Annotated in this window: 22 protein-coding genes; 13 read left to right on the top strand and 9 right to left on the bottom strand. The window is 61.8% G+C overall.

Features of this window, described 5'->3' with window-relative positions; translation table 11 throughout:
• Window positions 1–3 precede the first annotated feature (3 nt).
• A complete protein-coding gene (gene coaBC / locus QMK47_RS00110; protein WP_003206865.1) occupies window positions 4–1,212 on the bottom strand; it encodes a bifunctional phosphopantothenoylcysteine decarboxylase/phosphopantothenate--cysteine ligase CoaBC in 1,209 nt (402 codons plus the stop codon).
• A gap of 145 nt (window positions 1,213–1,357) precedes the next feature.
• Between coaBC and radC the strand changes: the two genes are divergently transcribed.
• On the top strand, window positions 1,358–2,032 hold the full coding sequence (gene radC, locus QMK47_RS00105; RefSeq protein WP_013694555.1) for a RadC family protein: 675 nt from the start codon (window positions 1,358–1,360) through the stop codon (window positions 2,030–2,032).
• Window positions 2,033–2,153: 121 nt separating this feature from the next.
• Here radC and QMK47_RS00100 read toward each other — a convergent pair whose 3' ends face one another.
• Window positions 2,154–3,740: an ABC transporter substrate-binding protein gene (locus QMK47_RS00100; RefSeq protein ID WP_253470393.1), complete on the bottom strand. Its 1,587-nt coding sequence runs from the start codon at window positions 3,738–3,740 to the stop codon at window positions 2,154–2,156.
• 437 nt (window positions 3,741–4,177) lie between these two features.
• Between QMK47_RS00100 and rpmB the strand changes: the two genes are divergently transcribed.
• Window positions 4,178–4,411 carry a 50S ribosomal protein L28 gene (rpmB, locus tag QMK47_RS00095; RefSeq protein ID WP_003177273.1) on the top strand — a complete coding sequence of 78 codons (234 nt, stop codon included), beginning with the start codon at window positions 4,178–4,180 and terminating at the stop codon, window positions 4,409–4,411.
• 11 nt (window positions 4,412–4,422) lie between these two features.
• Window positions 4,423–4,578 (top strand): 50S ribosomal protein L33, encoded by a 156-nt coding sequence (gene rpmG / locus QMK47_RS00090; RefSeq protein ID WP_003177274.1) that lies wholly within the window; start codon window positions 4,423–4,425, stop codon window positions 4,576–4,578.
• Window positions 4,579–4,752: 174 nt separating this feature from the next.
• Here rpmG and QMK47_RS00085 read toward each other — a convergent pair whose 3' ends face one another.
• Window positions 4,753–5,115 (bottom strand): cupin domain-containing protein, encoded by a 363-nt coding sequence (locus QMK47_RS00085; RefSeq protein ID WP_320389622.1) that lies wholly within the window; start codon window positions 5,113–5,115, stop codon window positions 4,753–4,755.
• A 234-nt stretch (window positions 5,116–5,349) separates the two neighbouring features.
• Here QMK47_RS00085 and QMK47_RS00080 point away from each other — a divergent pair, with 234 nt between their 5' ends.
• Both QMK47_RS00080 and QMK47_RS00075 read left to right on the top strand, forming a co-directional pair.
• Window positions 5,350–6,843, top strand: coding sequence for an aldehyde dehydrogenase (locus QMK47_RS00080; RefSeq protein WP_057449428.1), 1,494 nt, complete (start codon window positions 5,350–5,352; stop codon window positions 6,841–6,843).
• 190 nt (window positions 6,844–7,033) lie between these two features.
• Window positions 7,034–8,176, top strand: a complete 1,143-nt coding sequence (locus QMK47_RS00075) for an MFS transporter (protein ID WP_258689879.1) — start codon at window positions 7,034–7,036, stop codon at window positions 8,174–8,176.
• A gap of 155 nt (window positions 8,177–8,331) precedes the next feature.
• On the opposite strand, the gene QMK47_RS00070 is transcribed toward QMK47_RS00075, so the two are convergent.
• Together QMK47_RS00070 and QMK47_RS00065 are read right to left on the bottom strand one after the other, a co-directional pair.
• Window positions 8,332–9,897, bottom strand: coding sequence for a phospholipase D family protein (locus QMK47_RS00070; RefSeq protein WP_258689877.1), 1,566 nt, complete (start codon window positions 9,895–9,897; stop codon window positions 8,332–8,334).
• A 61-nt stretch (window positions 9,898–9,958) separates the two neighbouring features.
• A complete protein-coding gene (locus tag QMK47_RS00065) occupies window positions 9,959–11,392 on the bottom strand; it encodes a PLP-dependent aminotransferase family protein (RefSeq protein WP_214510110.1) in 1,434 nt (477 codons plus the stop codon).
• Between the two features lie 179 nt (window positions 11,393–11,571).
• Between QMK47_RS00065 and QMK47_RS00060 the strand changes: the two genes are divergently transcribed.
• On the top strand, window positions 11,572–11,817 hold the full coding sequence (locus QMK47_RS00060; RefSeq protein WP_018602562.1) for a DUF1127 domain-containing protein: 246 nt from the start codon (window positions 11,572–11,574) through the stop codon (window positions 11,815–11,817).
• 133 nt (window positions 11,818–11,950) lie between these two features.
• On the opposite strand, the gene QMK47_RS00055 is transcribed toward QMK47_RS00060, so the two are convergent.
• A complete protein-coding gene (locus tag QMK47_RS00055) occupies window positions 11,951–13,264 on the bottom strand; it encodes an NAD(P)/FAD-dependent oxidoreductase (protein WP_253470380.1) in 1,314 nt (437 codons plus the stop codon).
• 145 nt (window positions 13,265–13,409) lie between these two features.
• On the opposite strand from QMK47_RS00055, the gene QMK47_RS00050 reads away from it, so the two are divergent.
• Window positions 13,410–13,763 (top strand): YkgJ family cysteine cluster protein, encoded by a 354-nt coding sequence (locus tag QMK47_RS00050; protein ID WP_092442997.1) that lies wholly within the window; start codon window positions 13,410–13,412, stop codon window positions 13,761–13,763.
• Window positions 13,764–13,917: 154 nt separating this feature from the next.
• Here the strand turns inward: QMK47_RS00050 and QMK47_RS00045 are convergent, their stop codons facing one another.
• Window positions 13,918–14,406, bottom strand: a complete 489-nt coding sequence (locus tag QMK47_RS00045; RefSeq protein ID WP_003206849.1) for an Lrp/AsnC ligand binding domain-containing protein — start codon at window positions 14,404–14,406, stop codon at window positions 13,918–13,920.
• Between the two features lie 155 nt (window positions 14,407–14,561).
• Here QMK47_RS00045 and dadA point away from each other — a divergent pair, with 155 nt between their 5' ends.
• The 6 genes from dadA to QMK47_RS00015 all read left to right on the top strand — a co-directional run bounded on the left by dadA (window position 14,562) and on the right by QMK47_RS00015 (window position 20,706).
• On the top strand, window positions 14,562–15,866 hold the full coding sequence (gene dadA / locus QMK47_RS00040) for a D-amino acid dehydrogenase (RefSeq protein WP_024618128.1): 1,305 nt from the start codon (window positions 14,562–14,564) through the stop codon (window positions 15,864–15,866).
• Complete coding sequence (locus tag QMK47_RS00035; RefSeq protein WP_320389621.1) at window positions 15,838–16,191, top strand: RidA family protein; 354 nt, start codon at window positions 15,838–15,840, stop codon at window positions 16,189–16,191. Before dadA ends, QMK47_RS00035 begins: the two co-directional genes overlap by 29 nt.
• Before the next feature lie 97 nt (window positions 16,192–16,288).
• Entirely contained in the window at window positions 16,289–17,362 is a 1,074-nt protein-coding gene (gene alr / locus QMK47_RS00030; RefSeq protein ID WP_320389620.1) for an alanine racemase, read from the top strand.
• A 128-nt stretch (window positions 17,363–17,490) separates the two neighbouring features.
• Complete coding sequence (locus QMK47_RS00025) at window positions 17,491–18,039, top strand: cupin domain-containing protein (protein WP_003206841.1); 549 nt, start codon at window positions 17,491–17,493, stop codon at window positions 18,037–18,039.
• A 182-nt stretch (window positions 18,040–18,221) separates the two neighbouring features.
• A complete protein-coding gene (locus QMK47_RS00020; protein WP_003206840.1) occupies window positions 18,222–18,635 on the top strand; it encodes a c-type cytochrome in 414 nt (137 codons plus the stop codon).
• A 136-nt stretch (window positions 18,636–18,771) separates the two neighbouring features.
• The gene (locus QMK47_RS00015) at window positions 18,772–20,706 is read left to right on the top strand and encodes an acetyl-CoA hydrolase/transferase C-terminal domain-containing protein (RefSeq protein WP_320389619.1); all 1,935 of its coding nucleotides are present in this window, start codon (window positions 18,772–18,774) and stop codon (window positions 20,704–20,706) included.
• A gap of 107 nt (window positions 20,707–20,813) precedes the next feature.
• Here QMK47_RS00015 and QMK47_RS00010 read toward each other — a convergent pair whose 3' ends face one another.
• The gene (locus tag QMK47_RS00010; RefSeq protein ID WP_018602593.1) at window positions 20,814–21,386 is read right to left on the bottom strand and encodes a xanthine phosphoribosyltransferase; all 573 of its coding nucleotides are present in this window, start codon (window positions 21,384–21,386) and stop codon (window positions 20,814–20,816) included.
• Window positions 21,387–21,453: 67 nt separating this feature from the next.
• A complete protein-coding gene (gene rep / locus QMK47_RS00005) occupies window positions 21,454–23,463 on the bottom strand; it encodes a DNA helicase Rep (protein ID WP_014340843.1) in 2,010 nt (669 codons plus the stop codon).

Genomic DNA, 23,463 nt, shown 5'->3' with positions numbered 1-23,463 from the left:
ACATTAAACCTGGTTCAGACGTTCGGCGATAAAGGTGATCAGCTGACGGGCAATCTTGCTCTTGCTGGTCTGGGCGAAAAGTGTGGCGTGCAACTGGCGGTCGATCACGCTGCAGGCGTTTTCTTCGCTGTTGAAGCCGATGCTCGGGTTGGCCACGTCGTTGGCGACGATCAAGTCGAGGTTCTTGTCCTTGAGCTTGCGTGCGGCGTAATCGAGCAGGTGTTCGGTCTCGGCGGCAAAGCCGACACTGAACGGGCGGTCGGGGCGGGTGGCGATGCTGGCCAGGATGTCCGGGTTGCGCACCATTTGCAGTAGCAGGCCGTCGCCGCTTGTAGGGTCTTTCTTCAATTTTTGCGGGGCAACGACTTCGGGGCGGTAGTCCGCCACTGCCGCCGAGGCGATGAACAGGTCGCAGGGGATGGCTGCTTCACAGGCCGCGAGCATGTCCCGGGCGCTGACCACGTCGATGCGCGTGACCCGGTCCGGGGTCGGCAAGTGCACGGGACCGGTGATCAGCGTCACCCGGGCGCCGGCTTCCACGGCGGCTTCGGCCAGGGCGAAGCCCATTTTCCCGGAGCTGTGGTTGGTGATGTAGCGCACCGGGTCGATGTTTTCCTGGGTCGGTCCGGCGGTGATCAGCACGTGCTTGCCGGTCAGGGCCTGGCGCTGGAAGCAGTCGGCGGCGCACTGGGCGAGGTCGGTGGCTTCGAGCATGCGGCCCATGCCGACATCGCCGCAGGCCTGGCTTCCGGAGGCCGGGCCGAAGACTTTCAGGGCGCGGCTTTCCAGCAGTTGCAGGTTGGCCTGGGTGGCCGGGTCGCGCCACATGGCCTGGTTCATGGCCGGCGCCACGGCGACCACCGCGTCGGTGGCGAGTACCAGGGTGGTCAGCAGGTCGTCGGCGATGCCTTGGGCCAAGCGGGCGATCAGGTCGGCCGTGGCCGGGGCGATCAGCACCAGGTCGGCCCACTTGGCCAATTCGATATGACCCATGGCGGCTTCGGCCGCCGGGTCGAGCAAATCCAGGTGGACCGGGTGCCCGGACAGGGCTTGCATGGTCAGCGGGGTGATGAACTCGCTGCCACCGCGGGTCATGACGACCCGAACTTCCGCGCCCTGGTCGATAAGCCTGCGAACCAGCTCGGCGCTCTTGTAGGCGGCAATGCCGCCGCCGACGCCCAGAACGATGCGTTTCCGATACAGCCGCTGCATAGGCCTGCCTTTCGATTTCAGTGGTCAGTGCAGGGCGAACCCCTTGGCAGCCGCCTGCCAGGGTGCAAATCGCCTGCAAAAAAGATGGGCTACGATATCACAGCGACCGCTACGGAACAGCGGCGCCCACAATCAGGGAGATGCCATGAGTATTCGCGATTGGCCCGCGGCCGAGCGGCCACGGGAGCGGTTATTGGCGCTAGGGGCGGGGAGTCTATCGGACGCCGAGCTGCTGGCGATTTTTTTACGAACCGGCGTGTCGGGCAAAAGCGCGGTGGATCTGGCGCGACAACTATTGATTCAATTTGGCAGCCTGCGCGCGCTGCTTGAAGCCGATCAGATCACATTCAGTAATCATATGGGGCTCGGGCCGGCGAAGTTTGCCCAGCTGCAAGCGGCTCAGGAAATGAGTCGTCGGCATTTGGCTGAGCAGGCGCGGGAAAAAACGTCGCTGGAAAGCCCGTTCGCGGTGCGTGAGTACCTGAAGTCGATGCTGCGCCACGAACCCCACGAGGTTTTCGGTTGCCTGTTTCTCAATTCCAAGCACCAGGTGTTGACCTTCGAGGCGCTGTTCCGCGGCTCTATCGACAGCGCCAGTGTCCATCCCCGGCAGGTCGTCAAGCGCGCCCTGGCCCACAACGCCGCCGCGTTGATCCTGTGCCACAACCACCCCTCCGGCAACACCGAGCCCAGCCAGGCCGACCGGGTGCTCACTGAGCGGCTTCAGGAGGCGTTGGAGCTGATCGATGTGCGGGTGCTCGACCACTTCATCGTTGGCGATGGGGAGCCGTTGTCGATGGCGGAGCGTGGGTGGATGTAGGTCGTCGCTGACGAGTCTAGGCCCTGTGTGGGAGCGAGCTTGCTCGCGATAGCGGTCGGTCATTCAACATTGATGTTATCTGGCTAGCCGCCATCGCGAGCGCTCCCACAGGGGGCTGTGATTATTTGATGTTGACCTTGGAGTAATCCTGGCGCCCAAACGGGCTGACCGAATAACCCTGCACATCCTTGCGGGTCAGGGCGAACGCGGTCGGGTGCGCCAGGGGCAGCCACAGGGCCTGTTGCTGGATCTGGGCCTGGGCCTGCTCGTAGAGCTTGGCCCGCACGCCTTGTTCGCCGGTGGTCTTGCCGGCGCTGATCAGTTTGTCCAGGTCGGCGTTGCAGTAGCGGGCGAAGTTGGTGCCGGACTTGACCGCCGCGCAGGAAAACTGTGGCGTGAGGAAGTTGTCCGGGTCGCCGTTGTCGCCGGCCCAACCCATGAACAGCAAATCATGTTCGCCGGCCTTGGCGCGACGGATCAGTTCGCCCCATTCGATCACCCGGATCTCGGCCTGGATGCCGATCTGCGCCAGGTCGGACTGCAGCAGTTGTGCGCCAACGCTGGGGTTGGGGTTCAGCAGGCTGCCGGAAGGGCGGGTCCAGATGGTGGTCTGGAAGCCTTCCTTCAAGCCGGCCTTGGCCAACAGGTCGCGGGCCTTGGCCTGGTCATGGGCGTAGCCGGGCAGGCTTTTGGCGTAGCTCCAGGTGTTGGGCGGGTAGGGGCCATTGGCGGCTTCGGCAGTGCCTTCGAAGACGGTCTTCAGGTAGCTGGCCTTGTCGAAGGCCAGGTTGATGGCTTGGCGCACCTCAGGCTTGTCCAGCGGCGGATGCTGGCTGTTGATCGCCACGAACGCGGTCATGAACGCGTCGGTCTGCTCGACCTTCAGCGTAGGTTCTTGCTTGGCGGCTTGTACGTCCAGCGGCTTGGGCGACAGGGCGATCTGGCATTCGTTGCGACGCAATTTCTGCAGGCGTACGTTGGCGTCCGGCGTGATGGCGAAGACCAGCGGGTCCACTTGGGGCTTGCCGCCGAAATAGGTGTCGTTGGCCTTGTAGCGAATCGAGGCGTCCTTCTGGAACCGGCTGAAAATGAACGGGCCGGTGCCGATCGGCAGGCTGTTGAGCTTTTCCGGCGTGCCGGCCTTCATCAACTGATCGGCGTATTCGGCCGAATAAATGGAGGCAAAACCCATGCTCAACGTCGCCAGGAAGGTCGAGTCGGCGTGATCGAGGGTGAAGCGCACGGTCAGCGGGTCCAGTGCGTCGACTTTCTTGATCAGCGCTGGCAGTTGCATGGACTGGGCGTGGGGGAAGCCGCTTTGCGCCACCTTGTGCCAGGGGTTCGCCGGGTCGAGCATGCGCTCGAAGCTGAACTTCACGTCCTCGGCGGTCAGGTCGCGGCGTGGCGTGAAGTAGTCGGTGTGGTGGAACTTGACCTGTGGCCGCAGCTTGAACACGTAGGCCAGGCCATCGGTGGAGACTTCCCAGCGCTCGGCCAGGCTGGGGACCACTTTGCCGCTGGCGGTGTCGAAGTCCACCAGGCGGTTCATCAGCACGTCGGCGGAGGCGTTGGTGGTCGTCAGGGAGTTGTACTGGACGACATCGAACCCTTCCGGGCTGGCTTCGGTGCAGACGCTCAGGGCGGCGGCCAAGGCCTGCGGGGTGATCAGCAGAGGGGCGAGCAACAATGGTAGGGCAGCGAGGCGCATGGTCGGTTTCCTGTGCAAGTCGAAGGCCCATCTGCGAGTGCAGTCTGGAAAAGGCCTACCCTAGTGGGCTCGCCGCTAAATGACTATCCCCTTTTTGCATTTTCCGGCACTCTGCGCCGACGCGTTGAAGGACTAAAAATCGCCGCGGGAGAAAAAAACCTGCGTTCAGCGACGAGCGGTAAGGGGCTGCGCCAGCCTCTGCCCCCGCCGCCCGGGGCGGTTGGCCGATGATTCGCCATGAAGACAAATCACATCGGCTGTTGTTGCACTGTGGTCTTTCTGGTATAAAGCAGCGCTCTTTTCTAGGGGCCCGGTTCCTTCACTGTAGGTGTAGCCGGTAAGACCCTTAAAGAAACGCGGCGCCTGGCGCCAAATGACTGAGAGATTAAGCGGCCAACCCATGCCGGGTTGGGCATGTGGTTTTAGAGGGCTGAGGCATGTCGAGAGTCTGTCAAGTTACCGGTAAGGGTCCGGTGACTGGGAATAACATTTCCCACGCAAACAACAAAACCCGTCGTCGTTTCCTGCCGAACCTGCAGCATCACCGCTTCTGGGTTGAAGAAGAGAAACGTTTTGTGCGTCTGCGCGTATCTGCCAAGGGCATGCGTATCATCGACAAGCGTGGCATCAGTGTCGTGCTGGCCGAACTTCGTCGCGATGGCAAGGTTTAAGGGAGCTAATCATGCGTGAATTGATTCGTTTGATCTCGAGCGCCGGTACTGGTCACTTCTACACTACCGACAAGAACAAGCGTACTACCCCGGACAAAATCGAGATCAAGAAATATGATCCGGTTGTTCGCAAGCACGTGATCTACAAGGAAGGCAAAATCAAGTAATTGATTTTTCCCTTCTTACGAAAAAGGCCCGTATCGCGAGATACGGGCCTTTTTTGTTGCCCTGTGAGGGCCTCATCGCGAGCAAGCTCGCTCCCACACTGGACCTTATGACACCTCAGATTCCTGTGGGAGCGAGCTTGCTCGCGATGAGGCCCTCACAGGCCGCACAAGTCCTCAAGCCTTCTGTTCGAACACCACGTAAATCTTGCGGCACGGTTCCAACACTTCCCAAGTGCCCTTGAATCCCGCTGGAATCACGAAACGGTCGCCGGCTCGCAACGTCTTGGCATTGCCATCGTCGTCCCGCAGCACGGAAACGCCCTGGACGATCTCGCAATATTCATCCTCGGTGTAATTGACCGTCCACTGGCCGACGGCGCCTTCCCATACGCCCGCGTTCATTTGCCCGCAGGGGCTGCTGTAGTGGTTGAACACGGTTTGCTCGGGATCGCCCTTGAACACCTTGGCCGGGTCCGGGCGATAACGTTCGGCGGCGGTATTGGCCTGGCTGAAATCGACGATGTCCTGAATGCTCATGCGGGTGATCCCCAGTGATCGCTTGGAAGGCCTCGAGTCTATGTTTATTAAAACGAACATCGCAAGGTCGTTTGCCAGCGTTGTGTCAAATATATTGAAACATGACCAGCCGCTGGTTTAGGGTGGCGGGTGCCCTATGCCGAAAACGGCGCCGAAACCAGGCTGGTTGGGCAGAATTCTTTTGAGCGCTGCGCACCGCGCGGCGTTCGTACTCAATAAGAGGAGGACACACGCATGACCACCCTGACTCGTGCCGACTGGGAACAACGCGCCCGCGACCTGAAGATCGAAGGCCGCGCCTTCATCAACGGCGAGTACACCGATGCGGTGTCCGGCGAAACCTTCGATTGCCTCAGCCCGGTCGATGGCCGCCTGCTGGGCAAGATCGCCAGCTGTGACGTCGCCGACGCCCAGCGTGCGGTCGAAAACGCCCGCGCCACATTCAGTTCCGGCGTCTGGTCGCGCCTGGCACCCAGCAAGCGCAAAGCCACCATGATTCGTTTTGCCGGCCTGCTCAAGCAGCATGCCGAAGAACTGGCCCTGCTCGAAACCCTGGACATGGGCAAGCCGATCAGTGATTCCCTGAACATCGACGTTCCCGGCGCGGCGCAAGCCTTGAGCTGGAGCGGTGAAGCCATCGACAAGCTCTACGACGAAGTGGCGGCTACGCCGCACGATCAGTTGGGCCTGGTAACCCGTGAGCCGGTGGGTGTCGTGGGCGCTATCGTGCCTTGGAACTTTCCGTTGATGATGGCCTGCTGGAAGCTCGGCCCGGCGCTGTCCACCGGTAACTCGGTGGTGCTCAAACCGTCGGAAAAATCCCCGCTGACCGCTATCCGCATCGCCGCACTGGCGATCGAGGCCGGCATTCCGAAAGGCGTGCTGAACGTGCTGCCGGGCTATGGTCACACCGTCGGCAAGGCCCTGGCCCTGCATATGGACGTCGATACGCTGGTGTTCACCGGCTCTACCAAGATCGCCAAGCAACTGATGATTTACTCCGGCGAATCCAACATGAAGCGTATCTGGCTGGAAGCTGGCGGCAAGAGCCCGAACATCGTGTTCGCCGATGCCCCGGACCTGCAAGCCGCCGCGGAATCCGCCGCCAGCGCCATCGCCTTCAACCAGGGCGAGGTCTGCACCGCCGGCTCGCGGCTGTTGGTGGAGCGTTCCATCAAGGACACATTCCTGCCACTGGTGATCGAAGCCCTCAAGGGCTGGAAGCCGGGCAATCCCCTGGACCCGGCCACCAACGTCGGCGCCCTGGTCGATACCCAGCAGATGAACACCGTGCTGTCCTACATCGAGGCCGGGCACAGCGACGGCGCCAAACTGGTGGCCGGCGGCAAGCGCATCCTTGAGGAAACGGGCGGTACATACGTCGAGCCGACGATTTTCGATGGTGTGAGCAACGCGATGAAAATCGCCCAGGAAGAGATTTTCGGCCCGGTGTTGTCGGTCATTGCCTTCGACACCGCCGAGCAGGCCATCGAGATTGCCAACGACACGCCGTACGGCCTGGCCGCTGCGGTATGGACCAAGGACATCTCCAAGGCCCACCTGACCGCCAAGGCCCTGCGCGCCGGTAGCGTCTGGGTCAACCAGTACGACGGCGGCGACATGACCGCGCCGTTCGGTGGTTTCAAGCAGTCGGGCAACGGTCGCGACAAGTCGCTGCATGCGTTCGACAAGTACACCGAGCTGAAGTCGACCTGGATCAAGCTCTGAAGATGATGGCCCCGGATCCTGTCCGGGGCTTCAAACAGCGCTGATCCCCCCTGTGGGAGCGAGCTTGCTCGCGATAGCGGTATGACAGTCGACGACTTTGTTGAATGTTGCGCCGCTATCGCGAGCAAGCTCGCTCCCACAGTGTTTTTGGGGATGGCTGAGATTGATGACCCTCCACAGGAGCGTGGAAATGCGTTGGGCGACCTATTTCGCCGTATTGGCGTCTGTCCTGAGTGTCGGCCTGGCCCTGGGCGTGAGCATGCCGCTGGTGTCGCTGCGCCTGGAGGGCTGGGGCTATGGCTCGTTCGCCATTGGCGTGATGGCCGCCATGCCGGCCGTGGGGGTGTTGCTCGGGGCCAAGGTGTCCAGCCGGCTGGCGGCGCGGTTTGGCACGGCGGCGTTGATGCGTCTGTGCCTGTGGGGTGGCGCGGTGTCCATCGGGTTGCTGGCGCTGTTGCCCAGCTATCCGGTCTGGTTGCTGTTGCGCCTGGTGATTGGCGTGGTCCTGACCCTGGTGTTCATTCTGGGTGAAAGCTGGATCAATCAACTGGTCATTGAGAAATGGCGTGGGCGACTGGTGGCGCTGTACGGCAGCAGCTACGCCCTGAGCCAGTTATCCGGCCCGCTGCTGCTGGGCGCACTGGGGACCGATCATGACTACGGGTTCTGGGTGGGCGTCGGTTTGCTGCTGATCGCACCCTTGCTGTTGCTGGGCCGTAGCGGTGCGCCGAGCAGCGAGGCCGGCAGCGTTACGTTTGGCGACCTGTGGACGTTTTGCCGAGGCTTGCCGGCGATTGCCTGGGCGGTCTCGTTGTTCGCCGCGTTCGAGGCCATGATCCTCACGTTGCTTCCGGTGTATTGTCTGCGCCAGGGCTTCACCGCCGACATCGCGTTGGCGATGGTCAGCACCGTGGTGGTCGGTGATGCCCTGTTGCAGTTGCCCATCGGCGCCCTGGCCGATCGCGTGTCTCGCCGGGCGCTGTTGACGGGTTGCGCGGTGGCACTGACGTTGTCGAGCCTGGCGGTTCCGCTGTTGATCGATACCCTGTTGATCTGGCCGCTGTGGGTGCTGTTCGGCGCCAGTGCCGGCGGTTTGTTCACGTTGTCGCTGATCCTGATCGGCGAACGTTACCGCGACGATGCGCTGGTGCGGGCCAACGCCCACGTCGCGCAACTGTGGGGCCTTGGTTGCCTGATCGGCCCACTGGCCGCGGGAGCAGGCAGCCAGTGGGTCAGCGGGCATGCGCTGCCTTTGTTCATGGCCGCCGGGGCGTTCGGGCTGGTGATCCTGTTGTTGCGTCAAGGGGCGTTTGGGGCGACAGAACCCGCTTGAAAACCCCGAAACCCCTGTGGCGAGGGAGCTTGCTCCCGCTCGGTTGCGCAGCAACCGCAAAAGCCGGGACCGCTTCGCAGTCCAGCGGGAGCAAGCTCCCTCGCCACAAAAGCGGGCTGCCTCCAAAAGCGGGTTGCCATGAAAGCGGTCGCCCCCTAAAGCATCCGCTCCAGTCCGACGGTCGTGGCGAACCAGGCATTGAATCGGCGCCACCAGCTGCCCGGTTCGCGGTCCAGGTCGTGCGTCTGGCCGTTGTCTTCGGTGGTCCATACTAGCGTTCCATCCTCCAGCCTGGCCTGATAGCTCAGGGCTGGCGCCATGCCCTGCAAGGCCAGGTCGCGCACTTGGCCGGCGAGTTCAGGGCTGTCCACCAGCACGCCGACTTCGGTGTTCCACAGCACCGAGCGCGGGTCGAAATTGAACGAGCCGATGAACGATTTCTGCTGGTCGAAGATGATCGCCTTGCTGTGCAGGCTGGAGTCCGATTGGCCGTAGGACTTGCTGTAGAACAGGTGAGGGCTGCTGCCTTTGTCGCCCGGTTGTCGGCGAAGTTCGAACAGGCGTACGCCGTGTTGCAGCAGGGCTTTGCGGTACGGCGCATAGCCGCCGTGCACGGCGGGCACGTCGGTGGCTTCCAGGGAGTTGGTCAGCAGGCTCACCGACACGCCAGCATCGGCGCGACTGGTCAGATAGACCAAGCCTGGCTGACCGGGGACGAAGTAGGCGGAAATCATGATCAGTTCCTTGCTGACCCCGGTCAGTTCCGGCGCCAGTTGCGTGGTCAGCAATAGCTGCGGGTCCGGCTCGTCCTTGGCCAGCACCTTGCTGGGCGCGTCCCACAGCGCCTTGTTCCAGGCCCAGATCAACTGGTCGCGCCAGGTGTCCAGGCGCGGTTGGGTCTTGTAGGCGGTCAACTGCTGGTAGAGCGCGTGATTTTCCTTTTGGGTCTGCTCCATGGATTCTTGCAGGCGCAGGCGGCTGTTGGCCAGGTCCTTGGGCGTGGGGCGATGGGACAGGAACTGTTCGATGGGTTTGCTCAGGGCGCTGTTCCAGTACTGGTCGAAGCTGTGCCCCAATTGTTCGGCCACCGGGCCGACACTGAGCAGGTCGATGTCGGTGAAGTTCAGGTTGGGTTCGGCGTCGAAATACTCATCGCCCAGGTTGCGACCGCCGACGATGGCCATGCTGTTATCCGCCAGCCACAGCTTGTTGTGCATCCGGCGGTGTTGCTGCGACAGGTTGAGCAGGCGTCCGAGGCTGCGGGTCACGCCGGTGGCACGGCCCAGGTGCAGCGGGTTGAACAGGCGGATCTGTATCTGCGGATGAGCGGCGAGGGTCGCGATGATCTGATCCTGGCCATCGCTGGTGGTGTCGTCCAGCAGGATCCGTACGCGCACGCCCCGGTCGGCGGCCTTGAGCAATTCATCCACCAGCATCCGCGTGCTGATGCCGTCATGGACGATGTAGTACTGCAAATCCAGGCTGCCTTGGGCGTGGCGAATCAACTCGGCCCGGGCGATGAACGCGTCGGTGCTGTCCGACAGCAGCCGAAAGCCCGAGCGCCCTTCATGGGCGGCAGCCTGGGCCTGGACCGAGCGGCCGAACGAAGATTCGGCGGCCGGCAAGGCCTGGGAGGGCTCGCGGGTGACATCAAGACTGGCGCAGCCGCTCAGCAGTGAGGCGACTAACAGCAGCGCAGGCAGGATCGGTCTGGATCTCACGTAGGATCGTTCCGCTTGTTCACGTTGATCGGCTGTTGGGTGCTGCTTCTCTGGATAAAGTTCAGACGATGTCGCGCTGGGTTTCGTTCAACAACGCCATAGCGGCGGTTCCGACCTTGCGTACGGCCTCTTCGATCTGGGCCGTTGGCTTGGCAGCGTAGTTCATCCGCAGGCAGTTGCGGTACTTGCCCGATGCCGAAAAGATGCTGCCGACAGCGACCTGCACGCCTTGGTCCAGCAGGACCCGATTGAGCTTCAGCGTGTCGAAGCCTTCCGGCAATTCGACCCACAGCATGAAGCTGCCTCGCGGGCGACTGGCCCGGGTGCCTGGTGGGAAATAGCGGCTGATCCAATCGATCATCACGTCGCGATTGCGCTGGTATTGCGTACGCATCCGGCGCAAATGGGGTTCGAAATGGCCACCCTTGAGAAATTCGGCAATGGCGATCTGCGGTTGTGGCGCGGTGGAGCCGGTGCTGATGTATTTCATGTGCAGCGCCCGCTCCAGATACCGGCCCGGCGCGACCCAGCCAATGCGCAGCCCTGGCGCCAGGGTCTTGGAAAAAGAACTGCAGAGCAGGACGCGGCCGTCTTCATCAAAGGACTTGATGGTGCGCGGGCGAGGGTAGGTGTAGGCCAACTCGCCATACACATCATCTTCGATGATCGCCACGTCGAAGCGCTGTGCCAGGGTCAGCAGGGCGCGTTTATTAGCGTCGGGCATGATGTAGCCCAGGGGGTTGTTGCAGCTGGGGGTCAACTGTATGGCCTTGATCGGCCATTGCTCCAGCGCCAGTTCCAGGGCATCCAGGCTGATGCCGGTGAGCGGGTCGGTGGGGATCTCCAAAGCCTTCATGCCCAGGCCCTTGAGGGTTTGCATGGCCCCGTGAAAACTGGGTGAGTCCACCGCGACGATATCGCCTTGTTCGCAGGTGGCGCGGATGCTGACCGACAGGGCCTCATGGCAACCGGTGGTGACGATCAAATCGTTGGGCCCCAGCTGGCAGCCGGAGTCCAGCGACAGCCGGGCGATCTGTTCACGTAGCGCGAGGTTGCCGTAGATGTTGTCGTAATACAGGCCGGGCATGTCTTGTCGGCGGCTGATCTGCGCCAGGCTGCGCAGCAACGGTTTCATGGTCGGCGAATTGATATCCGGCATGCCGCGTCCCAGTTGCACCACGTCCGGGCGCGGTACGGCGCGGATCAGCTCCAGCACCTGGTCCCACTGGGAAATATCCACTGGGCGCTGGGCCGGACGGCCTACCACCGGCAGGTCCGGCAGTTCGCGGCCCACGGGGACGAAATAGCCGGACTTGGGTCTCGGCATCGCCAGCCCACTGTCTTCCAGCACGCGATAGGCCTGCTGCACCGTACTCAAGCTGACCCCATGTTCCGTGCTCAATGCCCGCACTGACGGCAGCCGGTCGCCGGGACGGTAGAAACCCTGTTCGATGCGGGTACCGAGCAATTCGGCGAGGTTCACGTAGAGGGTCATGGTGCGCTCCCGATGAGATGGACCACGGCAACCGATACAGTTGGGGTGGAAAATGACAATTCAGTGCCGGAAATACCGAATCTGTATGCTTATAAAAAAAATGAGTTGAATCTGTATTGCTTTTGACCGTCCGCGCATCATGAAACCTCTGGCTACCCAAGTAAACAGGAGCGATCAAAATGAACGGCTTGAGCGATGTGCGGCTGACGTTACACAGTCAGGAACTGGCGGCAGGGCAGGAGAGAGGGCTGCGTAGTGCGATGTTGCGCAAGCCGCCGTCCGGCCTGAGCCGTTGGGCCCTGTTCTGGCATCGTCTGCATACACGCCAAGCCTTGCTGGAACTTACACCCGAACAGTTGCGTGACATCGGGCTGAGTCGGGAGCAGGCGCGAGAGGAGGGCTTGAAGCCGTTCTGGCGGCTTTGACGCGGTGTGGGTTCTGAGATTGCTATCGCGGGCAAGCCTTGCTCCCACAGATTTGTTTGCTCCCACAGATTTGAAATTGACCTGTGGGAGCAAGGCTTGCCCGCGATAGCGTCATCCGTAGTGCTGAAGTTCTTTAGACCAGCTCTTTCAACCGATGCCACAACATCCCCAGCGCCAACAGCGGCGAGCGCAGGTGCTTGCCGCCAGGGAACGTCATGTGCGGGACCTGGGCGAACAGATCGAAACCGCTGCTGTGCTGCCCGCTGATGGCCTCGGCCAACAATTTGCCAGCCAGGTGCGTGGCATTCACCCCGTGGCCGGAATAGGCCTGGGCGTAATACACATTGGGCTGGTCCTTGAGCCGACCGATCTGTGGCAAGCGGTTGGCGCCGATACCAATCATCCCACCCCATTGATAATCGATTTTCACCTCCGCCAATTGCGGGAAGACCTTGAGCATCTTCGGCCGCATGTACGCGCCGATGTCCTGTGGGTCGCGGCCGGAATAGTGACAGGCCCCGCCAAACAGCAAGCGTCGATCCGCCGAAAGTCGGTAGTAATCCAGGGCCACGCGTTGATCGCAGACCGCCATGTTCTGTGGCAACAACGCCTGTGCCTGGGCCTGGCTCAAAGGTTCGGTGGCGATGATGTAGCTGCCGGCCGGCAGCACTTTGCCGCCTAGTTGCGGATTGAGTCCATTGAGGTAAGCGTTGCAGCCCAGCACCAGCGTCTTGGCGCGGACCGAGCCCTGCTGGGTGTGTACCTTCACTTCAGGGCCGTAGTCGATCCGTGTGACCGCCGATTGCTCGAACAGCCTGACCCCCAGTTGCTGCGCGGCGGCGGCTTCACCCAGGGCCAGGTTCAGCGGATGCAGATGCCCCGAGCCCATGTCGATCAACCCACCGACGTAGCGATCCGAACCCACGACGCTGTGCATTTCGTTGGCTTGCAGCAGTCGGGTCGGATGGCGATAACCCAGGCTGCGCAGTTCTTCGGCGTCTTCGGCGAAGCCCTCCAGGTCGCTGGGCTTGTTGGCGAGGTCGCAGTAACCCCAGGTGAGGTCGCACGGGATCTGGAAACGCTCGACGCGCTGTCGGACGATTTCCACGGCCTCAAGGCCCATGAGCTTCATCTGGCGCACGCCGTCGGCGCCGATGATCGGCGCAAACTGATCGAGGCCATGGCCGACGCCACGAATCAATTGGCCGCCGTTGCGCCCGCTGGCCCCCCAGCCGATCCGGTGCGCTTCCAGCAGCACCACGCTCATGCCGCGCTCGGCCAGTTCGATCGCCGTGTTCAACCCGGAGAACCCGCCGCCGACCACGCAGACATCCGCCAGCAATTCACCCTGCAGCAGCGGATGGTCCGGTTGCGGCAGGCTGCTGGCGGCGTAATAAGAGGCGGCGTGCGCGTGGCTCGGGACAGGTTGCTGAACACGGGCGTTCATGTGCGTAATCCTGATTTTTGTGTTTGAGAAATTTTACGGAGCATAAGCTGGCGATTCCTTACTGGGCAACACCGGTCGGCTGGCGCTGTCTGGTGCGCGGCTTTTAAGGCAGAATCCTGGACCGTCTCCTTCGGTAACCGCCTCGATGAGCTGCAACAGTCAAAAAATTCGCACGCTACGCCAGCAGATTCCCTCGTTCGAGTGCGTACCGGGCTGCCATGACTGCTGTGGTCCGGTGACCACCTCGCCGGAGGAAATGGCCCGCTTGCCCCGCAAGACCCGGGCCGAACAGGACGCGGCCATGGACGCACTCGACTGCGTGCACCTGGGGCCCGACGGTTGCACCGTCTACGACGAGCGCCCGCTGATCTGCCGGTTGTTCGGCACCACCGCGACCTTGCCGTGTCCCAATGGCCGGCGGCCGGTGGAATTGATCCATCCGCGGGTCGAGAAGCAGATTCATGAATACATGGCCAGCACTCGCCAGGTGTTGGTCTAGCAGGCAGGGATACCGAGTCGCGGCCTTCGCGAGCAAGCTCGCTCCCACAATGGATCTCCGTTGCTCACAAGAGTGTATCCACCTCTGACCGGTGTGGGAGCGAGCTTGCTCGCGATAGCGGCCGTCCAGACGACTCTTGCCTTGGAAGCTGTCTTCAATCCGGAATTGGCAGGTTCAAGCTCTCCTTCACCTCTTCCATCACGATGTAGCTCTTGGATTCGCGCACATGGGGCAGCTTGAGCAGGATGTCGCCCAGCAGCTTGCGGTACGAAGCCATCTCGGAAATCCGTGCTTTCACCAGATAGTCGAAGTCCCCTGACACCAGGTGACATTCCAGCACGTGAGGCAGTTTCAGCACGGCGCGTCGGAACTCTTCGAACGTGTCGCCGGATTTGTAGTCGAGACTGATCTCGACAAACACCAGCAGGCTACCCTTCAAGTGCTGCGGATTGAGCCGGGCGTTGTAGCCCATGATGATGCCTTCGCGCTCCAGGCGCCGTACCCGCTCGGTGCAGGGCGTGGTGGAGAGGCCGACCTTTTCCCCCAGCTCGGTGAAGGAGATGCGTCCGTCCGCCTGGAGAATGCGCAGGATATTGCGGTCGATCTTGTCCAGCTCACGTTTGGTCTGGGTGTTGGTACGCACAGGTGATGCGCCTCCGTGAAAAGGGTTTTTGCCGAGAATTCTCGCCAAATATAGGCGTTTATATAGTGAAAAGCACTGGCTGATCTTTTTTACACTGCGACCATCAAAGCTATGTACAACAAACGTCAGCGGTTATCCGCGATGAGGGCATCAACATGCGCGTTCTGGTCTTGGGTAGCGGCGTCATCGGCACCGTCAGTGCTTATTATCTGGCCCGTGCCGGGTTTGAAGTGGTGGTGGTCGACCGTCAGCCAGCGCCTGCCATGGAAACCAGTTTCGCCAACGCCGGCCAGGTGTCGCCGGGTTATGCCTCGCCGTGGGCCGCACCGGGTGTACCGCTCAAGGCCATCAAGTGGCTGCTGCAGCGCCACGCGCCGCTGGCGATCAAGGCCACTGCCGACATTGACCAATACCTGTGGATGGCACAGATGCTGCGCAACTGCACCGCCAGCCGCTATGCGATCAACAAGGAACGCATGGTGCGCCTGTCCGAGTACAGCCGTGACTGCCTCGACGAGCTGCGCGCCGAAACCGGCATTGCCTACGAAGGCCGTAGCCTGGGGACCACCCAGCTGTTCCGCACCCAGGCCCAGCTCGATGGCGCGGCAAAAGACATCGCCGTGCTGAAAGAGTCGGGTGTGCCGTTCGAAGTACTCGACCGCGAGGGCATTGCCCGGGTTGAGCCGGCCCTGGCAAATGTCACCGACATCCTGGCCGGCGCCCTGCGCCTGCCCAACGACCAGACCGGCGACTGTCAGATGTTTACCACGCGCCTGGCGGAAATGGCCGAGAAGCTTGGTGTGCAATTCCGCTTCGGCCAGGATATCCAGCGCCTGGACTTCGCCGGTGACCGCATCAACGGTGTCTGGATCGACGGCAAGCTGGAAACCGCCGACCGCTACGTCCTGGCCCTGGGCAGCTACTCGCCGCAACTGCTCAAGCCTCTCGGGATCCGTGCACCGGTGTATCCGCTCAAGGGCTACTCCCTGACCGTGCCGATCACCAACCCGGCGATGGCGCCGACTTCGACCATTCTCGACGAAACCTACAAGGTCGCGATCACCCGCTTCGACAACCGTATTCGGGTGGGCGGCATGGCGGAAATCGCCGGTTTTGACCTGTCCCTCAACCCACGTCGGCGTGAAACCCTGGAGATGATCGTCAACGACCTTTATCCTCAGGGCGGTGACCTGGCCCAGGCCAGTTTCTGGACCGGCTTGCGCCCGACCACCCCGGACGGAACGCCAATCGTGGGCGCCACGCCCTTCAAGAATCTGTTCCTGAACACCGGCCATGGCACCCTCGGATGGACCATGGCCTGCGGTTCCGGTCGCCTGTTGGCCGACCTGATGGCGAAGAAAAAGCCGCAGATCAGCGCCGAAGGCCTCGATATTTCCCGTTATGGCAGCAAACACCAGGAGTCTGCAAAACATGTCAATCCAGCGCCAGCTCACCAATGACCGCATGAGCCAGGTTGTCGTACACAACGGCACCGTTTACCTGGCCGGACAGGTCGGCGACGACATGAACGCCGGTATTGAACAGCAGACCCGCGAAAGCCTGGCCAATATCGAACGCTTGCTGGACCTGGCCGGAACCGACAAGAATCGTTTGCTATCGGTGACGATCTACTTGAAGGACATCGAGGCCCACTTCGAAGGCATGAACGCCGTCTGGGACAAATGGTTGCCCAAGGGCGTCGCCCCGGCCCGCGCCACCGTGGAAGCCAAGCTGTGCGAACCGGAGATCCTGGTGGAGCTGTCCATCGTGGCCGCGTTGCCTTAAATACCGGCCCAAACGATCCCTCTCCCGGTGCTGTTGGTGGTTCATGCTGTCAGCCAGCACCGGTTTTTTATTCATGACCGCCTAGAAGCCTGCCGCCATGCGTCCTGCCCGTGCCCTGATCGATCTCCAAGCCCTGCGTCACAACTACCAATTGGCCCGCGAAGTCACGGGGGCCAAGGCCCTTGCGGTGATCAAGGCCGACGCCTACGGGCACGGCGCGGTGCGTTGCGCCGAGGCGCTGCAGGACACGGCGGACGGGTTCGCCGTCGCCTGTATCGAAGAAGCCCTGGAGCTGCGGGCCGCCGGGATCCGTGGGCCGATCCTGCTGCTGGAGGGTTTTTTCGAGGCCAGTGAGCTGCCGTTGATCGTCGAGCACGATTTCTGGTGCGTAGTGCATTCGTTGTGGCAGCTCGAAGCGATTGAAAAAGCCGCGCTGAGCCAGCCGATCACGGTCTGGCTCAAGCTCGATTCCGGCATGCACCGGGTCGGCCTGCATCCGGCGGATTACCAGGCCGCCTACCGTCGCCTGCTCGCCAGCGGCAAGGTGGCGAAGATTGTCTTGATGAGCCACTTCGCCCGTGCCGATGAACTGCACGATCCCAGCAGCACCGAGCAACTGGCGATATTCGACAAGGCCCGCCAGGGCCTGGTGGCGCAGATCAGCCTGCGCAACTCGCCGGCCGTATTGGGCTGGCCGCAGATCCCCAGCGACTGGGTGCGCCCGGGCATCATGCTCTACGGGGCTACGCCCTTTGACGAGCCCAACGCCGTCGCCTCGCGCCTGCAACCGGTGATGACTCTGGAGTCGAAGATCATCAGCGTACGCGAATTGCCCGCTGGCGAACCGGTGGGCTACGGTGCCCGTTTTGTGACCTCGCAACCAACCCGGGTCGGCGTGGTCGCCATGGGGTATGCCGACGGCTACCCACGCCAGGCGCCCACCGGTACGCCGGTGCTGGTGGATGGGCAGCGCAGCCAACTGGTCGGACGGGTGTCGATGGACATGCTGTGTGTCGACTTGACCGATGTCCCCCAGGCCGGGCTCGGCTCGACCGTGGAGTTGTGGGGCAAGAACATCCTGGCCAGCGACGTTGCCAAGGCCGCCGACACGATCCCCTATCAGATTTTCTGCAACCTGCGGCGGGTGCCACGCCTCTATTCCGGGCATTGACGTACGGCGTCGGCTACCGAAAGTCGCTTCACCGCACAGGATTCGGGTCAAAGTGTTGTAAATACTGAACGCTGTCGCCATGATAACGCTCACTTTCCTCACAACCTGATTCCCTGGAGGCTCCTGCATTGGACGTCGGTGAACGACTGCAATCCATTCGTAAACTCAAAGGCCTTTCCCAGCGTGAGCTCGCCAAGCGTGCGGGCGTCACCAACAGCACTATTTCAATGATCGAGAAGAACAGCGTCAGCCCCTCGATCAGCTCGCTGCGTAAGGTCCTTGGCGGGATTCCCATGTCGATGGTCGAGTTTTTCTCCGAAGAAATCCTTCAGGAGAAGCCGACTCAGATCGTCTATAAAGCCAACGAACTGATCGACATCTCCGACGGCGCCGTGACCATGAAGCTGGTGGGCAGGGCACACCCGAGCCGGGCGATTGCCTTTCTCAACGAAATCTATCCGCCTGGCGCCGACACCGGTGAAGAGATGCTCACCCATGAGGGCGAGGAAACCGGGATCCTGGTGGAAGGGCGGCTGGAACTGGTGGTCGGTGTCGAAACCTTCGTGCTCGAAGCGGGCGACAGCTACTATTTCGAAAGCACCAAGCCCCACCGTTTCCGTAATCCGTTCGACGTGCCGGCGCGACTGATCAGCGCAGCCACACCGGCCAATTTCTAGAAAAAGCGGCGCCGGCCCATACGGCAAAGGCGCCCAGGGAAGGAACCGTCATTGCAAACAAGACCCTTGCGACTTTGGGGTTGTTTCAGTGTGACGGGCTTACCGCTATACTTGCGCCCGCCTGCAAACCGTGGCCGCAGGCGTGACTAGCCACCATTGAGGGTGTACGCGTGAACCTAATTATGAAAATGCTGGCTGCACCAGCAACCGTATTGGCCCTATGGGCAGTCAGTGCCCAAGCGGCGACCACCGACGAAATCGCCAAGCGCCTCGAACCCGTTGGCCAGGTCTGCGTCCAGGGGAAAGAATGCAAAGGCATGGAAGTTGCCACTGCCGCTGGCGGCGCGGGTGGTGCCAAGAAGCCGGCTGACGTGATTGCAAAGCATTGCAACGCTTGCCACGGTACAGGCCTGCTGGGTGCGCCGAAAATCGGTGACAAGGCAGCCTGGAAAGAGCGCGCCGATCACCAGGGCGGCCTCGACGGCATCCTGGCCAAGGCCATTACCGGCATCAACTCCATGCCGCCTAAAGGCACCTGCGCCGATTGCTCGGATGACGACCTCAAGGGCGCCATCAAAGAGATGTCCGGCCTGTAATACGCCGATATCTTGCGTAAAAAAGCCGCTTACGAGCGGCTTTTTTGTGCCTGGGGTTTCTCCAGGGCTGTTCATCGCAACCAAGACGCGGCAAGCTCGGTCCAACCCACATTCATGGAGTGTCCAGGAGGGTCCGATGGTGCAGTTGTGTTCAATCGAACAGGCGATGGATGACGTGCTCGAGCGCCTGCCCGCGCATATTCATCTCGGCATGCCACTGGGGCTAGGCAAACCCAATCTGTTCGCCAACGCGCTGTACCGGCGCATTGCACAACTGCCCGAGCGACAGTTGACCATCTACACGGCCCTGAGCCTGGGCCGACCGAAACTGGGTGATGGTCTGCAGAAGCGCTTCCTCGAGCCCTTTGTCGAACAGGTCTTCGGTGACTATCCCGAACTGGATTACCTGGCCGACCTGCATCAGGACAGCCTGCCACCCAACATACGGGTCGAGCAGTTCTTCATGCAGCCCGGCAGCCTGCTGCACAGCGCCTCGGCCCAGCAGAACTATGTCAGCAGCAACTACAGCCATGCTGCCCGGGACATCAATGCTGCCGGCTTGAACCTGGTGGCGCAGTTGGTGGCGAGCGATCCTGAGCATCCGGATCGCCTGAGCCTGAGCTGCAATCCGGACATCACCCTCGACCTGCTGCCGATGATCGCCAAGCGGCGGGCGGCCGGGGAGACCATCCTCCTGGTCGGCCAGGTGCACAGCGATTTGCCCTACATGCCCGGCGACGCGGAAGTCGGTATCGACGCTTTCGACCTGTTGATCGACGAGAAGGACAGCCACACGTTGTTTTCCACGCCGAACATGCCGGTGGGCTTCCAGGACCATCTGATTGGCCTGCACGCCAGTACCCTGGTGCGCGACGGCGGGACGCTGCAGATCGGCATCGGCGCCATGGGCGATGCGCTGGCGGCGGCGCTGCTCGCACGCCAGGCCGATAATGCCGGTTACCAGGCGCTGCTGGCGGACCTGAACCTTAGCCAGTGGGCGCAACTGATCGAGCGTGAAGGCGGGGTCGAACCGTTTGCCAAAGGGCTGTACGGTTGCAGTGAAATGTTCGTCAACGGTTTGCTGGTGCTGGCCGAGGCCGGAATCGTCCGGCGCAAGGTCTACCCCGACGTTCCGACCCAGGAACGGGCCAACGCCGGCACCCTCGACGAGGCGGCGCAACCCGACGGCATCTGCATACACGGCGGATTCTTCCTCGGGCCGCGCAGTTTTTATGAGCGCCTGCGCGAGTTGCCGCAAAGCCGTCTTCTCGAATTCAACATGACGCGCATCAGCTACATCAACGAGCTGTACGGCCAGGAACAGCTCAAGCGCCTGCAGCGCCTCGACGCCCGTTTCATCAACACGGTCTTCACCATGACCCTGATGGGGGCCGGGGTGGCCGATCAGTTGGAAGACGGGCGGGTGCTCAGCGGCGTGGGCGGGCAGTACAACTTCGTTGCCCAGGGTCATGCGCTGGAGGGCGGGCGTTCGATCCTGCTGCTGCGCAGTTGGCGTGAGGCCGGGGGCGAGATCAGCTCGAACATCGTCTGGGAATACGGCCATTGCACGATTCCCCGGCACTTGCGCGACATCGTGGTGACCGAGTACGGCATCGCCGACCTGCGAGGCAAGACCGACGCTGCGGTGATCGAGGCGTTGCTGAACATCAGCGATTCACGCTTCCAGCCCGGGTTGATCGAGCAGGCGCAAACCGCCGGCAAGTTGCCGAAGGATTTCCGCCTCGACCCGCGCTTCGCCGACAACACATCGGAACGCTTGCAGGCGATCCAGGCACGCCATCCGAACCTGTTTCCCGAGTACCCGCTGGGGTGTGATTTCGATGAGGTCGAGCGCGACCTGTTGCGGGCGCTGAACTGGCTCAAGAGCAAGTTCAAGCTCACCGAGATCCTGGAGTTGGGCAAAGCCGCGCTCGATGCGCCGCAGCCCTGGGAGTTTGCCGGGCATCTGGAGCGGATGCAGCTGGCCAGCCCTGAAGGACTGAAGGAGGAGTTGTTTCAGCGGTTGTTGCTGGCGGGGCTCAAGGCCACCGCGCCTTGGCGACCCACCTGAAACCCTTGTGGGGGCGAGCTTGCTCGCGATAGCGGTGCATCTGGTACACAAAATGTGTCTGACAGACCGCTATCGCGAGCAAGCTCGCTCCCACAGGAGGCACAGGGTTATTCGATGAAGGTCACGACCCCACCCGCCAGCGACTTCACCCGCGCCAACGACTCGACGCGATAACCCTGGGCATCCAGTTCCGCGCGGCCGCCCTGGAATGACTTCTCGATCACGATCCCCAGCCCGGCGACAGTCGCGCCGGCCTGCTTGATGATGGAGATCAGCGCCTGGGAGGCTTTGCCGTTGGCCAGGAAGTCATCGATGATCAGCACCCGGTCGCTGCTGGTCAGGTGACGCGGGCTGATGGCGACGGTGCTTTCGGTTTTCTTGGTGAACGAATACACGGTGGCCGACAGCAGGTTTTCCGTCAGGGTCAGGGACTGTTGCTTGCGGGCGAAGATCACCGGTACGCCCAGGTTCAGCCCGGTCATGATCGCCGGGGCAATCCCTGAGGCTTCGATGGTGACGATCTTGGTGATGCCCGAGTCCTTGAACAACGCGGCAAATTCGTCGCCGATCAGCTTCATCAACTGCGGGTCGATCTGATGGTTCAGGAACGCGTCGACTTTCAGGACCTGATCGGAAAGCACGATGCCTTGCTCGCGAATTTTCTGGTGCAGGGCTTCCATGAAGCCTCCTCTGGTGACGCCTTCAGCGTCTGGATTTAAAAAGCCTGGTGGAAAAAAGTAGTCGATTCTAACGCTTCAACATCGCGCGTATATCCGCCAGGGCACTGTTGCCGCGAACGACTTTGACTTCCGTCGGCGTGTCGTCGTTGCCTTCCCAGGCCAAGTCATCCGGCGGCAGTTCATCGAGAAAGCGGCTGGGGGCGCAGTCGATCACTTCGCCGTATTGCTTGCGCTTGGCGGCGAAGGTGAAGGCCAGCGTCTGGCGGGCGCGGGTAATCCCGACATAGGCCAGGCGCCGTTCTTCCTCGATGGTGTCGGCCTCGATGCTGGAGCGGTGCGGCAGGATTTCTTCTTCCATGCCCATGATGAACACGTAGGGGAATTCCAGGCCCTTGGAGGCATGCAGCGTCATCATCTGCACACCTTCGGCGCCGTCTTCCTCTTCCTGCTGGCGCTCGAGCATGTCGCGCAGCACGAGTTTGCCGATGGCGTCCTCGACCGTCATGTCGCCGTCTTCGTCTTTTTCCAGGGTGTTCTTCAGCGCCTCGATCAGGAACCAGACGTTGCTCATGCGGTAGTCGGCAGCCTTGTCGCTGGAGCTGTTGGTGCGCAGCCAGTTCTCGTAGTCGATGTCCATCACCATGCTGCGCAGTGCTGAAATCGGATCTTCCCCGGCGCACTGTTCGCGAACCTTGTCCATGAAGCGCTTGAAGCGCGCCAGGCGGTCGGTGAAGCGGCTGTCCAGATGTTCGCCCAGACCGATTTCATCGGTGGCGGCGTACATCGAGATCTTGCGCTCGGTGGCGTAGTTGCCGAGTTTTTCCAGGGTGGTCGAACCGATTTCCCGGCGCGGCACGTTGATCACCCGCAGGAAGGCGTTGTCGTCGTCCGGGTTCACGATCAGGCGGAAGTAGGCCATCAGGTCCTTCACTTCCTGGCGTCCGAAAAAGCTGTTGCCCCCCGACAGGCGATAAGGGATCTGGTGATGCTGCAGTTTCAGCTCGATCAGCTTGGCCTGGTAGTTGCCGCGGTACAGGATCGCAAAATCGCTGTACGGCCGGTCGGTGCGCAGGTGCAGGCTGAGGATTTCCATGGCCACGCGCTCGGCTTCGGCGTCTTCGTTGCGGCAACGGATCACGCGGATCTCGTCGCCGTGGCCCATCTCGCTCCACAGTTGTTTTTCGAACTCGTGGGGGTTGTTGGAAATCAGCACGTTGGCACAGCGCAGGATGCGGCTGGTGGAGCGGTAGTTCTGCTCCAGCATCACCACTTTGAGCGACGGGTAGTCTTCCTTGAGCAACATCAGGTTTTCCGGCCGCGCGCCGCGCCAGGCATAGATCGACTGGTCGTCGTCGCCTACCACGGTGAACTGGTTGCGCGTACCGATCAGCAGCTTCACCAGCAAGTACTGGCTGGCGTTGGTGTCCTGGTATTCGTCCACGAGCAGGTAGCGGACCTTGTTCTGCCATTTTTCGAGAATGTCGGCGTGGTCCTGGAACAGCTTGACCGGCAAGAGGATCAGGTCGTCGAAGTCCACCGCGTTGAACGCCTTGAGCGTGCGCTGGTAGTGGGTGTAGACGATGGCGGCGGTCTGCTCCTTGGGGTTGCGGGCGTTTTCCAGGGCCTCGGGCGGCAGGATCAGGTCGTTTTTCCAGGCGCCGATCATGTTCTTGATCTCATCCACGCCGTCGTCGCCCGAGTATTCCTTTTGCATGATGTCGGTCATCAGGGCCTTGACGTCGGTCTCGTCGAAAATCGAGAAGCCCGGTTTGTAGCCCAGCCGCGCGTGTTCCTTGCGGATGATGTTCAGGCCCAGGTTGTGGAAGGTGCAGACCGTCAGGCCGCGGCCTTCGCCGGCGCGCAGCAGGCCGCCAACCCGTTCCTTCATTTCCCGGGCGGCCTTGTTGGTGAAGGTCATGGCGACGATGTACTGGGCGCGGATGCCACAATTCTGGACCAGGTGCGCGATCTTGCGGGTGATTACGCTGGTCTTGCCGGAGCCTGCACCGGCGAGCACCAAAAGAGGGCCGCCGACATAGTTCACGGCTTCTTGCTGCCGGGGATTGAGTCGGGACAT

It is taken from the genome of Pseudomonas sp. P9_35, from assembly GCF_034008205.1.
In the GTDB taxonomy this organism is placed as follows: domain Bacteria; phylum Pseudomonadota; class Gammaproteobacteria; order Pseudomonadales; family Pseudomonadaceae; genus Aquipseudomonas; species Aquipseudomonas kilonensis.
This window is presented reverse-complemented; position numbering and strand designations above follow the sequence as displayed.